Origin of the sequence: Pseudomonas sp. PH1b (assembly GCF_000633395.1) — a bacterium.
In the GTDB taxonomy this organism is placed as follows: domain Bacteria; phylum Pseudomonadota; class Gammaproteobacteria; order Pseudomonadales; family Pseudomonadaceae; genus Aquipseudomonas.
In genome coordinates, this window is the sequence record NZ_AYMU01000009.1 from 122,434 (window position 1) to 135,236 (window position 12,803).

The following is a 12,803-nucleotide window of genomic DNA, read 5'->3' on the forward strand; positions in this document are numbered from 1 at the left end:
GGGCAAAAGCGGTCAGAACTGGTATTCCACGGTGCCCTGCAAGGTTCGGCCGCGGCCGAGGGTGAAGGCCAGGACATCGCCCATGGGCACCAGGTAGGCACGGTCGGTGACGTTTTCCATCGCCAGGCGCAGGGTCAGTTCGTCGGTGGCACGGTAGCTGCCGTACAGGTCGTAGACGGTGTAGGGCTTCCAGTCCGCGGGGTAGACGCTGGTGGTGGTGCGGGTGTTGCTGCCACCTTCCGAGTAGCCCGCGCTGTAGCGGGCCCGGGCGCCGATATCCAGCTTGCGCTCGAAGAACCGCGCCCCCAGGGTCAAGGTGCCGCGGTCCATCGGCATGTGTTCGGCCGAGCCGAGGATCGCGCTGCAATGGCTGGCGTTGTTGGCCTGCGTATCCGGGCGCATGCCGACCACCGGGGCGCGGCCGGCCGTGCTGTTCTTCACGGTCTGGGTCACGCCGCCCAGCCACGCGGTCTTCGAGCAGAAGTCGTTGCTGCCGATCATGTGGGTGTAGGCAAGCTGCCCGTAGGCACGTCCGGCATCGTAGTCGAGCTGGTACTCCACGCCCTTGAAGCGGGTGTCGCGCAGGTTGTTGACGTAGGCACTGTTGCCGATCCCCGCCATGCCGTAGCCCGGCGGCTGCACCCCCATGTTCATGAAGATGAAGTCTTCGACGCGGGTGTCGAAATAGGCAACCTTGATCCCTAGCCGATCTTCGGCGAACCAGAGGTTTTCCTTGAGCACATTGACCCCGGCTTCCCAGGTGGTGGAGCGCTCCGGACGCAGGAAGGGGTTGGGGTACATGCTCTCGGCGCCACCGCCGTGGGGACGACCGGTAATCAGGGTCTCGGTGACCGCCGGCGGGCGCCAGCCCTTGCCGTAGCTGGTGAACAGTTGCAGCCATTCCACGCCGGGCTTGATCGCCAGACCAAAGGTGGGCGAGAAGCGCCCTTCTTCGGTATCCACGTCATAGTTGACCGGCACCGTGGTTTGCCGAGTGGTTCCCAGAATGAAGGTGCGGGTGTTGATCCCGGTTTCGCCCCGCAGCCGGTAACGGTCGTAGCGCAAACCGGCATTGAGGTTCAGCCAGCCGTCGTAGTCGAAATCCAGGCGGGTGAACAGGCTGCCCAGGGCACGATCGCCCTCGGGGGTCATGCTGGCCGCGGGCGATGCGCTGACTGCCGAGCCCTTGGGTACCGGCTGGCTGGAATCGGGGCGGACCTTGTCATAGAAGAATTCCAGGCCGTAGTTGGCCTTGAGCGTGGCCAGCTCGCTCAGCGCGAAAGTCGAGGTGTTCTGCGCCTGCGCCCCGTAGGTATCGGTCTGGTAGGTGATCGAGTAGCCAGGGCTGCTGCGGCGGGTCAGGGTGCTCTGGTCATTGGTGTTGTCGACGTAGTAGAGCTTGGCCTTGAAATCGATCAGCGGGTTGTCCGGGGTGTAGCTGTAGTCGAGGCCGAAGTTCTGCGAACGCACGTCGCTGCTGCCAAGCTTTTCCCAGAGCTGGTCCTTGTTTTCGGTGTTCATCATGTTGGCGTCGTTGTAGGACACCTGGGTGGTCAGGTAGCTCAGCTGCAGGCGCTGGTCCTCGGGCAGGTTGAGCCCCAGCTTGACCAGGCGCGAGCGCATCACGGAAGCGGAATAGGCCACCTTGGCGTTCTTCACCCGGTCATTGATCGACGGGTCCATCCAGCTCCCGGTCCGCAGTTCGCCAATGCCGCCCTTGGTCCCCGGGTTGTAGTCGCCCAAGTGCCGCTCACTGGCAGCCAGCAGCATGTCCCAGACCTCGGTGCCGATCGCGAAGGCGCTACTGCCGATGAAATGGGTACCGTTGCTGCGCCCGCCCAGGCCAGTGGTGACACGAATCCGGCCGCCAATCTCCTGCCCGGGCTTGAGCAGGTCGCGGGCCTCGACGGTGCGAAAATTGGCGATCCCGCCGATCACTCCGGCACCGCCCATGGTCGAAGTGGCGCCCTTCTCCACCACCACTTCGGAGAGCAGCTCCGGATCGACATAGAGAGTGCCGTTGCGCTGCTGGTGGCCGCTCTGCTGATAGTTCTGGCGCATGCCGTCCACCGACATGTTGACCCGGCCATAGTCCTGGATCCCGCGAATGTTCACCGACAGGCCCGGGTCCTGCTGGCTGACTGCGGAATACACGCCGGAGGTTTCCTCCAGCATGTCGGCGGCGTGCCGCGGCGGGTTGCGATCGAGCTGCTCGCGGCCGACCACGCTCACCGAACGTGGCGCGCTGTACACCCAATCGCTCTGGCGGCCTTCGAGGTTGCCGGAGATGGTGGTGGGGGTCAGGGCCAGGGCGCCCTCACGCCCGGTTTCCACCCGGCTCAGGGTCACCTGGCGCTCGCCGGTGAAGCGGTACTGCACCGGTGCATTGCCCAGCAGCCGGGCCAGGCCTTCCTCGGCGCTGTAGCGTCCCTTGAGCGATGAGCTGTGCAAGCCATGCAGGCGCAGGCTGTCGAACAGCACTTGCACCCCCGCCTGCTCGGCAAACGCCAGCACTGCACTGCCAAGGGCCTGGGCAGGAATATCGAAGTCCAGCTGGCGTTGCTGCAAGGCGCTCTGCGGGGCACTACCCACAGACTCTGCCGCGTGCAGCAAATTGCCTCCTGCCAACAGTCCTGCTACGCCCAAGTGAATGGCGAGCGCCAAACGACTTGCGGCGTGAACTCCAGTACGACTGCCTACCTTCATGTTTCCCATTCCTGCGCTGGCTATTCTTGTGTATGCGAATGCATCTCAATTAGCTAGACGTGCCAGGCAGGAAAACTCAGTAAGGTTTTTTCCGATTATTTTTCAGAAGAGCAGAAAAAGGCCTGCAGGCCTCAATAAATCAGGCTGACCCCGGCCAGGTCGAAACGCTGCACCTGCAGCTCCCGGGTCAGGGTATCCAGGGCGGTATCGAGCATGTCCAGGGGAAATACACCGCTGACCTGGCGCTGGGCCAGGTCGTTGCTGCTCAGCACCACGCGCCCGGGACGGTAGCGATTGAGGCGCTCGATGACCACGGCCAGGGGCTGACGATCGAACACCAGGACCCCGCGTCGCCAACTGGTGGCCCGCTGCAGGTCAAGCCCGTCCAGGGCCACCACCCCCGCTTGCGGGTCGTAACGGGCACTTTGCCCCTCCTGCAGCACCCGCTCGGAAGGACCGCTCTGTGCCGGGGAGTCAAGGCTCACGGCAACACTGTGCTGCAAGACCCCGACCCAGGCTTGCTGCTGATTTTCCCGGGTGACCAGGAAACGCGTGCCCAGGGCCCGGGTCTGGCCGCCGGCACTCTGCACGATGAAGGGCCGGCGCTCCTCACCGGCCATGGGCGCCACGTCGAATACCGCGGAGCCGGCCAGCAGTTGGACCGTCCGCTGCTCGGAGCTGAAGTCGAGGCGAATGGCACTGGCCGAGTCCAGCTCCACCGTGCTGCCATCGGCCAGGTGCACAGTGCGGACCTCGCCTTTGCCGGTCAGGTAGTCGGCCTGCAGGTAGACCAGCGCCTGCGGTCCTTGCAGCCAGCCCAGGGCGACCACCAGGACCAGGGTGACGGCACTGGCCAGGCGAGGCAGCCGGCGTCGCCGGTGGGGGCGCGCCTGGGGCTGGGCCGCTGCCGGTTCATGGGCCTTGCGGCGGGGCGAGGCGCAGCCCAGCTCAGGATCCAGGCGCAAGTCTGCCAAGGCGTCCCAGGTCTGCCGGGCAAAAGCCAGGGCTTGGCCATGGCGCGGGTCGGCCTCCTGCCACTGGGCAAGTTCGGCCTGCGCGGAAGGGCTCAGCCCTCCCGCCTGCAAACGCACCGCCCAGTCGGCGGCGGCCTCGGTGATACTGCGCTCTTGCGGACCCTGGCTATTCACGTGTGAATCTCGATTTCTCGTTATATATAAGCAGTGACGTCTGACCCCGGTTTTTACGGTAATTCACTCGTCGGCCGACCGACCGCCGGTAGCCTGCAGCCGCTGCATCACATACGCCAGCGCCCGGGACAAATGCTTTTGTACCGAACTGTCGGAGATATTCAGGTGCCGGGCCACCTCGGCGTGGGTCATGCCTTCGATACGGTTCAGGCGAAAGATTTCCTGGGTGCGCGGGGGCAGTTCCATGATCGCCTGTTTCAATGCCATGCGCTGCTGCTGCGCCATCGCCTGAGCCTCCAGCCCGGCCACTTCATCCTCGATGTCGGCCAGTACTTCATGGGGCACGGTATCGGTCTTGCGCCGTGCTTCCTGCCGGACGTGGTCGATCAGAAGATTGTTCGCCGTGCGGTAGAGATAGCCCTGGGAGTTGTCGATACGTTCGCCACGGGTCTGCTCCGCCAGGCGCAGGAAACTCTCCTGGACCAGGTCAGCAGCCAACTGAGGGTCCCGTACCCGGCGTGCCAGGTACCCGCGCAGGGCAGCAGCATGCTTGAGAAACAGTCCCTTGAGATCCACGTCCGACAAACCGACTCCCTGGAACATGAAGGAAATTGCCGGGCATCTTAAGGCCAGTCGAGAATGATTTTCAATTGATATAAGCACGCGACAACACGCCACTCCCTCCGACCTGCAAAACCGCCCCACGCGCTCGGCGGTTGATCGCTGGTTGAGCAGCCGAAAAGCGTCCGTGCGATTACCGCACGCTTAATAGTCGCCCCCGCTCGCGCTTATCGTCGGCCAATTGACCAAATTAACCAGTTAGTACAATTTACCCCCACGGCGTTGTCCCTCCCCCGCAACGCCCACAATAACAACGGAGAAATATCCCATGCGTCCTATCGTTCTGGTGCTCAACGGCCCGAACCTGAACCTGCTCGGCACCCGCGAGCCAGCCACTTATGGCCACGAGACCCTGGCGGACCTCTCCGCCCTGTGCGGCCGCGCCGCCGAGGAACTGGGCCTTGGGGTGGAGTTTCGCCAGACCAACCATGAAGGCGAACTGCTGGACTGGATTCATGCCGCCCGTGGTCGCTGCGCCGGGATAGTGATCAACCCCGCCGCCTGGACCCACACCTCGGTGGCGATCCGCGACGCCCTGGTGGCCAGCGAGCTGCCGGTGATCGAGGTGCACCTGTCCAACGTCCACGCCCGCGAGCCGTTTCGTCATCATTCGTTTGTCTCGGGGATTGCCCTGGCAGTGATGTGCGGCTTTGGCAGCCACGGCTATCGCCTGGCGCTGGAGCACTTCAGCCTGCGCTTCAAGGAGCAAGGCGTATGACCCGGCACACAGGCGTGCTCGCCGGATTGATTGGCGCCGGCATCCAGGCTTCGCGCACCCCGTCCCTGCATGAACATGAAGGTGATGCCCAGGGCCTGCGCTACCTGTACCGGTTGATCGACCTGGACCCATTGCAGCTCGACAGCAGCGCCCTGCCCGACCTGCTGAGCGCTGCCGAGCGAATGAACTTCACCGGCCTGAACATCACCTTCCCCTGCAAGCAGAGCATCCTGCCCCTGCTCGACGAGCTGTCCCCGGAGGCCCGGGGCATCGGCGCGGTCAACACCGTGGTGCTCAAGGACGGCAAGCGTGTGGGCCACAACACCGATTGCCTGGGGTTTGCCGAAGGTTTCCGCCGCGGCCTGCCGGGGGTTGCCCGCCAGCACGTGGTGCAGATGGGGGCCGGCGGCGCCGGGGCAGCGGTGGCCCATGCGCTGCTCAGCGAAGGCGTGCAGCAACTGACTCTTTTCGACGTGGAAAGCCTGCGCGCGCAAAGCCTGGCGGACAACCTCAACCAGCACTTCGGGGCCGCTCGGGCCCGGGCCGGAAACGACCTGCCCGGCACCCTGGCCAACGCCGATGGGCTGGTCAACACCACGCCGATGGGCATGGCCAAGCTGCCCGGCATGCCGGTGCCGGTGGAGCTGTTGCGGCCCGAGTTGTGGGTGGCGGAGATTGTCTATTTCCCCCTGGAAACCGAACTGCTGCGCAACGCCCGCGCCCTGGGTTGCCGCACCCTGGATGGCGGCACCATGGCGGTGTTCCAGGCGGTCAAGGCGTTCGAGCTGTTCAGCGGCCAGAGCGCCGATGCACAGCGCATGCTCGCGCATTTCCACAGCATGAACGGCTAAAGCGCCAGGCCAGGCATGACCCGGCCGCCGCAGTCACCGACTGCGGCGGCCGAAAGTGCCGTCCAGGGTTACTCGGACTTGAGCTGCAAGCGTGACAGCAGGCCGATCAGCAGCACGTTGAAGAGGATCATCAGCGCGCTGCCCAGAAGCCCCACCACACTGATCACCGCATTGGGCAGCCAGTCGAACAGGCTCAAGCCGCTCAGGGACAGCAATCGCTCGCTGAACCAGAAAGCGTCGACCACGATCATCAGGATCAGGATCAATTTCAACGTCGGAACAGGGTTGCCCATGGTGCTTTCCTTGTCAGATGGAACGCCTATGCCTGCACAGGTAAGTGTCAGGCTTGCAGGTAGCGTAGAACCGATTCGCAGATCATTTCCCGGTGGCGTTGCTTGATGCTCTCGTCCGGCAGGTCGATCTGGAAGATCTCGCCGAAGGTGTGGCGGTTCGACACCCGGTAGAAACAGAACGAACTGATCAGCAAATGCACATCCAGCGGGTCCAGGCCGCGGCGGAACACCCCGGCCTGCACGCCACGCTCGAGGATCTCGCCCAGGGCATGGAGGATGGTGTTGTTCATCGCCTTGATCACCCCGGACTGCTTCACGTACTCGGCCTTGTGGATATTCTCGATGCTGACGATGCGCACGAAATCGACGTTGCGGTCGTGGTGGTCGAAAGTGAATTCCACCAGCCGGCGAATCGCCTCCTGCGGCGCCAGTTCCGCCAGGTGCAGGCGGCTCTCGGTGCTGCGGATATCGCCGTAGAGTTTCTCCAGGACTTCGACGTACAGCTGCTCCTTGCTGCCGAAGTAGTAATAGATCATGCGCTTGGAGGTGTGGATGCGCTCGGCGATCGCGTCCACGCGGGCACCGGACAGCCCCTGCTGGACGAACTCGACAATGGCTTCTTGAAGGATGTTCTCGCGGGTCTTTTCCGGGTTGTTCTTGCGACTCTTGCGCGGCTCGAGGGCGGGCTCGGCGGGCGCAATGGAGCGTTCACGGGTCATTGTCATTCTGGGCTCACGGCCATCATTGCACACGCGGGCGATTATGGGCCGCGTCACCCCGCGAAAGAAAGCACGGAGGCGGTGCTTGGCCACCGCCGATTACCAAACCCCTACAACTTGGCCTGACGCACCGCGCCGCTGCGGGACTTGGCCATGGCCGCCAGGCGCACCGCGACGTTGGCCGCGCCATAGCCGGCGTAGCCGTTCTTGCGCTGGATGATCTCGAAGAAGAAGCGCCCCTCGAACGGCTCGGTGTAGACATGGAACAGCTCGCCGCCCTGGGCATCGCGGTCGTACAGGACGTTGTAGTAGGCCAGTTCGCTGAGGAACTCGTCATCGAAATCGAAACGCGCCGCCAGGTCGTCGTAGTAGTTGAGGGGAATATCCAGCAGCGGCACCCCGGCTTCCTTGGCACGACTGACCTCGGCGAAGAGGTCGTCGCAATCAAAAGCAATGTGATGCACCCCCGAGCCGCGATAACTGGACAAGGCATGGGAGATGGCCGTGTTACGGTTCTCCGAGATGTTCAACGGCAGGCGGATCGAGCTGCAACGGCTGCGCAGGGCGCGGCTTTTCACCAGGCCATAGGGGTCGGGCAGCACCACTTCATCGTCGGCGGTGAAGTCCAGCAGGCACTTGTAGAACAGCACCCAGCTGTCGAGGCTGTCCGCCGGCAGTGCCATGGCTATGTGGTCGACCCGCTTGAGGCTGCCCTTGGCCTGCGCGCCGTCGAACAGGTTGAAGTCAGTGTCGTACCAGGGCTGGCCGCCCGGCTGCTGGTCCACCAGGTAGATCAGGCTGCCGTCGGGCTCGCGCACGGCGGCCAGTTCCAGCTCGTTGGGCCCCACCAGGCCGCGATAGGGCTGGCCCTTGTAGGCCACCGCGCGCTGCAGGGCCTTGGCACTGTCCTTGACCCGGATTGCCGTGGCACACACCGAAGGGCCGTGGGCCTCGAAGAAGCTGTGGGCAAAGGAATAGGGTTCGGAGTTGAGGATCAGGTTGATGTCGCCCTGGCGCATCAGGCTCACGCTCTTGGAGCGGTGTTGCCCGGCCCGGGCAAACCCCAGGCGCTCCAGCCAGCCACTCAGCTTGGCCCCCAGGGCCTCGTCCACGGCGAATTCGAGGAACTCGGTGCCGTCATAGGCCTCGGCCGGAGGCGGCGCGAACAGGGTGTCGAGGTTGGCCACCGGTTGCGCCTCCTGGCACAGGCGCTCGCGGGTCTTTTCCTCCAGGTACAACAGGGAGCGCAGGCCGTCGGCGGCGTTGGCCCGTGGCGGCGCGGCGCGAAAGCCGTCATTGAAGATCTCCAGGGACAAGGGGCCGGTGTAGCCGCTCTTGATGATCGGTGCCAGGAACCCCGGGAGGTCGAATTCGCCCTGCCCCGGAAAGCAGCGAAAATGCCGGCTCCACTCCAGCACGTCCATGGCCAGGATCGGTGCGTCAGCCATCTGCACGAAGAAGATCTTGTCCCCCGGGATCTCGGCGATCGCCGAGGGGTCGCCCTTGAGCGACAGGGTATGGAAGCTGTCCAGCAACACCCCGAGGCTGGGGTGGTCGGCACTGCGGACAATGTCCCAGACCTGCTGGTAGGTGTTCACGTGGCGGCCCCAGGCCAGGGCTTCGTAGCCTATGCGCAGGCCGCGCACCGCCGCGCGTTCGGCCAACTGGTGCAGGTCATCGACAATGATCTGCCGGTCCCCCAGGCTGTCGGCCGCGGCATTGCTGCACACCAGCACCAGGTCGGTGCCCAGTTCCTGCATCAGGTCGAATTTGCGTTCGGCGCGCTCCAGGTTGCGCGCCAGGCGATCACGGCGGCAGCCCTCAAAATCCCGAAATGGCTGGAACAGGGTGATGGCAATCCCCAGGTCGGCGCACATCTGCCTGATTTCCCGCGGGCTGCCGTCGTAGTAGAGAAGGTCGTTCTCGAAGATTTCCACTCCGTCGAACCCGGCCGCGGCGATGGCTTCGAGTTTTTCCGGCAGGGTGCCGCTCAAGGACACGGTGGCAATGGAACGCTGCATGATTCAACTCCCGGATGAAAACGGCCGGTGCACCCGTGCCTTTATTGGATTGCCGCGGATTATTCCACACCGCTCCTCAAAGTGTACGAACCAGTTAGTTTTGTGTTCGATTATCGAACAAAATGCGGATTGGCGAATTGACGATTTTTCAGCCACTGCGCACCATCGACAGCACATTGAGCCGGCCCCACAACCTCCGGCTTCAATCACCCAGACCCAGAACACACCATAAAAATTTCAAAAATCGGGTACACCCTCATGCTTGCACTCAACGCCCCGCACTGCTGCACATCCCGTAGGCTCATGCCTGGAGCGACCTCGATCGGCCCCTGGAGCAACACGCCCCAGCCCTGAGCTGATGCGTCGAGACGACAGCGTTCGCCTGCCCAACTCAAGCGGCAACGACGAACCTACCCAGCCGGTCAATCAGCACGCCCTCGCTGACGATTGATCACGCGCCCTTGAGTTCCGACGAGCCCTGGCTCGTCAGTCACTGAACGGATGGCCTACATGATTCCTTCCCAAAGCTCTCGCATTGCCCCGAGCCTCAGCGTTGCCGGCGGCATCGGCGACAAGATCCGCGGCGCCATGGCCGTCGGCAAGACCCGCTGGGGCATGCTCGCCCTGGTATTTTTCGCCACCACCCTGAACTACATCGATCGCGCCGCACTGGGCGTGATGCAGCCGATCCTGGCCAAGGAAATGAACTGGACGGCGATGGACTACGCCAACATCAACTTCTGGTTCCAGGTCGGCTACGCCGTGGGCTTCGTGCTGCAGGGACGATTGATCGACCGGGTCGGCGTGAAGCGCGTGTTCTTCTTCGCCGTACTGCTCTGGAGCCTGGCCACCGGCGCCCATGGCCTGGCCACTTCGGCGGCGGGCTTCATGGTTTGCCGGTTCATCCTCGGGCTGACCGAGGCCGCCAACTACCCGGCCTGTGTGAAGACCACGCGGCTGTGGTTCCCGGCTGGCGAACGGGCCGTGGCCACCGGCATCTTCAACGCCGGGACCAACGTCGGCGCAATGTTCACCCCGATGCTGCTGCCGCTGATCCTGCATGCCTGGGGCTGGCAGGCGGCGTTCCTGTGCATGGCGGCACTGGGTGGCGTGTGGCTGCTGTTCTGGGGCCTGAAGTACTTCAACCCGGAAGATCATCCCCGCGTCAAAGCTTCCGAGCTGGCCTACATCCAGCAGCAGGTGGAACCCGAACCGACCCGCGTGCCCTTCAGCCGCATCCTGCGCATGCGCGGCACCTGGGCCTTCGCTATCGCCTACTCGCTGACCGCACCGGTGTTCTGGTTCTACCTGTACTGGCTGCCGCCCTTCCTCAACCAGCAGTACAACCTGGGGATCAACGTGACCCAGATGGGCATCCCGCTGATCATCATCTACCTGACCGCCGACTTCGGCAGCGTCGGCGGCGGCATCCTCTCCTCGTTCCTCATCGGCCGAGGGATGAACCCGATCAAGGCGCGGCTGCTGTCGATGTTCCTGTTCGCCTGCTGCATCATCGGCGTGATCATGGCCGCCGGCACCGCCAACCTTTGGCTGGCCGTGTTCGCCATCTCCCTGGGGATCGGCGCCCACCAGGCCTGGACCGCCAACATCTGGAGCCTGGTGATGGACTACACGCCCAAGCACATGATGAGCACGGTGTTCGGCTTCGGCGGCATGTGCGCAGCCATCGGCGGCATGTTCATGACCCAGATCGTCGGCCACATCCTGACCGCGACCAACAACAACTACACCCTGCTGTTCACCCTGATCCCGGCCATGTACTTCATAGCCCTGACCTGGATGTACTTCATGGCCCCGCGCAAGATTCCCCACGTAGAAGACTGATGCTCCGCCTTGCGCAGGCCCGGTGGCGGGCCTGCGCTTTTTTTTGCCCGCAGTTCTGCGCTCCCGGGCTCAACTCCGCCGCTGCTGCCAGGCCGCTGCCAGCCCGCTGAGGCAAATCACTGCAATGCCCAACTGGGTGATCAACGACGGCGCGTGGCCAAACAGCAGCCAGCCCAGCAACCCGGCGAAGACAATCTGGCAATAGCCGAACGGCGCCAGCAGGGCCGGCGCCGCATGGCCAAAGGCCCGGGTCAGGAACAGATGGGCACTCATGCCGCAGGCGCCCAGCGCCAGCATCAGCAGGCCATGGACCAGGCCCGGGGTCTGCCAGAAGAACGGCACCAGGGCACTCATCACCAGGGTGTTGCACAGCCCGGCGAAGAAGTTGCTGGTGGTCGGGCTGTCATGCTCGGCCAGCTTGCGGGTCAGCAGTTGATAGAAACAGAAGAACAGCGCCGAGCAGAACGGCAGCAACACTGCCGGGGTGAAGAGTTCGCCTCCCGGATGGACGATGATCAGCACCCCGATAAAACCGCAGATCACCGCCAGCCACTGGCCCCGGGTCACCTGTTCGCCCAGCAGCGGCACCGACAGCGCGGTGACCAGCACCGGGGCAAGAAAGTTGACCGCCGTGGCCTCGGCCAGGGGAATGAACAACAGCGCCGAGGTGAACAGCAAGCTGGTGCTCAACAGGCACAGGGCTCGCAGCAACTGCAGCAGCGGGCGCTTGCTGCGCAGCACCCGCAAGCCTGATTGCGGCAGGAAGATCCCGGCCATCAGCAGGGTATGGATCAGGTAACGGGCCCAGACCACCATGATCACCGGGAAGAACCCCGAGAGGTATTTGGACAGGGCATCGTGGCTGGCGAACAGGAAGGTCGCCAGAACGATCAGCACAATGCCCTTGAAGGGGTGGTTGGTCCCGGAGAGGGGCGTGCTGCGGGTCATGGGCATTCCTTGGGAACAATGGGAGAAACCGTTTCGCCGGCCAGCCGGCTCCTACGGGGCATACCTCCCTCCTGTAGGAGCCGGCTGGCCGGCGATTGCCCTGCTGCGGATTCAGATCCTGGCGAGCAGCGCCCGGGCTTTATCCAGGGCCATCTGGGCCCGCTGCAAGGCACTCACACCCTGCTCCAGCAACTGCAGCGTGGGGATCTCCAGGCTCAGGGGCAGGTTGTCCGGCAAGCACTTGAGCAAGCCCGGCAGATCGCAATCGCCGTCCCCCGGGAAACGTCGCTCGTTGCGCGCCTGGCGCAGGATTTCCTGCATATCGTACGGACGGGGCCCGGCCACGTCACACAGCTGGGCATAACGCAAACGCGCCGGAGCGACCTTGGCCAGGTCCTCCAGGCGCGATGCCGAACGATCGAAATGGAAGGCGTCCACCAGTACGCAGCCGTTGCTGCGACCGGCGTTCTCCACCACCCGTACCGCTTGCTCCAGGTTGCGCGCGTCGGTCCAGGGCATGAACTCCAGATGAGGGTGCAAGCCGTACTGCACCGCCAGATCGCACAAGGCGGCAAAGTTGTCGGTCATGCGGGCTTCATCCGGGTCATTGCCCGCCACCAGCAACTCGCTGGCGGCAAACTCGGCGCCCACTGCCAGCACGCCCTCGAAGTCCTTGATCCGGGTCTGCGGCTTGAGCCGCAGGATTTCCACATCCAGCACCCGCACCCCAGTATCCCGCAGTCGGGCCAGGGTCTGGCGGCGCAGGTCGGCATCCGTCACCAACGGGAAATGCCGTTCTTCCGGGGTGGCCGGGACCAGTCGCAGGCCGACATGGCTGTAGCCGGCCTGCGCCGCCACCTCGACCATCTGCGGCGGGGACAGCTCCAGCACGGTCAGACTGGCCAGGGAGAAAATCCGCTCACTCATCTGTTG

The 12,803-nt window shown here is 64.1% G+C and carries 11 protein-coding genes; 3 read left to right on the forward strand and 8 right to left on the reverse strand.

The features are described from left to right. Nucleotides 1-12: 12 nt before the first annotated feature. The 3 genes from U873_RS0116095 to U873_RS0116105 form a co-directional block, all read right to left on the reverse strand. Nucleotides 13-2,706: a TonB-dependent receptor gene (locus U873_RS0116095; RefSeq protein ID WP_025129234.1), complete on the reverse strand. Its 2,694-nt coding sequence runs from the start codon at nucleotides 2,704-2,706 to the stop codon at nucleotides 13-15. 131 nt (nucleotides 2,707-2,837) lie between these two features. Continuing rightward, complete coding sequence (locus tag U873_RS0116100) at nucleotides 2,838-3,854, reverse strand: FecR family protein (protein ID WP_025129235.1); 1,017 nt, start codon at nucleotides 3,852-3,854, stop codon at nucleotides 2,838-2,840. Nucleotides 3,855-3,917: 63 nt separating this feature from the next. Then, a complete protein-coding gene (locus U873_RS0116105) occupies nucleotides 3,918-4,439 on the reverse strand; it encodes an RNA polymerase sigma factor (RefSeq protein WP_025129236.1) in 522 nt (173 codons plus the stop codon). A gap of 304 nt (nucleotides 4,440-4,743) precedes the next feature. Here U873_RS0116105 and aroQ point away from each other — a divergent pair, with 304 nt between their 5' ends. After that, the gene (gene aroQ, locus U873_RS0116110; RefSeq protein WP_025129237.1) at nucleotides 4,744-5,193 is read left to right on the forward strand and encodes a type II 3-dehydroquinate dehydratase; all 450 of its coding nucleotides are present in this window, start codon (nucleotides 4,744-4,746) and stop codon (nucleotides 5,191-5,193) included. After that, nucleotides 5,190-6,044, forward strand: coding sequence for a shikimate dehydrogenase (locus tag U873_RS0116115; protein ID WP_025129238.1), 855 nt, complete (start codon nucleotides 5,190-5,192; stop codon nucleotides 6,042-6,044). Before aroQ ends, U873_RS0116115 begins: the two co-directional genes overlap by 4 nt. Before the next feature lie 68 nt (nucleotides 6,045-6,112). On the opposite strand, the gene U873_RS0116120 is transcribed toward U873_RS0116115, so the two are convergent. The 3 genes from U873_RS0116120 to quiC all read right to left on the reverse strand — a co-directional run bounded on the left by U873_RS0116120 (nucleotide 6,113) and on the right by quiC (nucleotide 9,077). Continuing rightward, on the reverse strand, nucleotides 6,113-6,337 hold the full coding sequence (locus U873_RS0116120; protein ID WP_025129239.1) for a hypothetical protein: 225 nt from the start codon (nucleotides 6,335-6,337) through the stop codon (nucleotides 6,113-6,115). 47 nt (nucleotides 6,338-6,384) lie between these two features. Then, on the reverse strand, nucleotides 6,385-7,062 hold the full coding sequence (locus U873_RS0116125) for a TetR/AcrR family transcriptional regulator (protein ID WP_025129240.1): 678 nt from the start codon (nucleotides 7,060-7,062) through the stop codon (nucleotides 6,385-6,387). Nucleotides 7,063-7,166: 104 nt separating this feature from the next. Beyond that, on the reverse strand, nucleotides 7,167-9,077 hold the full coding sequence (quiC, locus tag U873_RS0116130; RefSeq protein WP_025129241.1) for a 3-dehydroshikimate dehydratase QuiC: 1,911 nt from the start codon (nucleotides 9,075-9,077) through the stop codon (nucleotides 7,167-7,169). A gap of 510 nt (nucleotides 9,078-9,587) precedes the next feature. On the opposite strand from quiC, the gene U873_RS0116135 reads away from it, so the two are divergent. Then, nucleotides 9,588-10,922, forward strand: a complete 1,335-nt coding sequence (locus U873_RS0116135; protein ID WP_025129242.1) for an MFS transporter — start codon at nucleotides 9,588-9,590, stop codon at nucleotides 10,920-10,922. A gap of 69 nt (nucleotides 10,923-10,991) precedes the next feature. Here U873_RS0116135 and U873_RS0116140 read toward each other — a convergent pair whose 3' ends face one another. Beyond that, complete coding sequence (locus U873_RS0116140) at nucleotides 10,992-11,870, reverse strand: DMT family transporter (protein ID WP_025129243.1); 879 nt, start codon at nucleotides 11,868-11,870, stop codon at nucleotides 10,992-10,994. Nucleotides 11,871-11,981: 111 nt separating this feature from the next. Next, on the reverse strand, nucleotides 11,982-12,797 hold the full coding sequence (locus tag U873_RS0116145; protein ID WP_025129244.1) for a sugar phosphate isomerase/epimerase: 816 nt from the start codon (nucleotides 12,795-12,797) through the stop codon (nucleotides 11,982-11,984). Nucleotides 12,798-12,803: the final 6 nt, after the last annotated feature.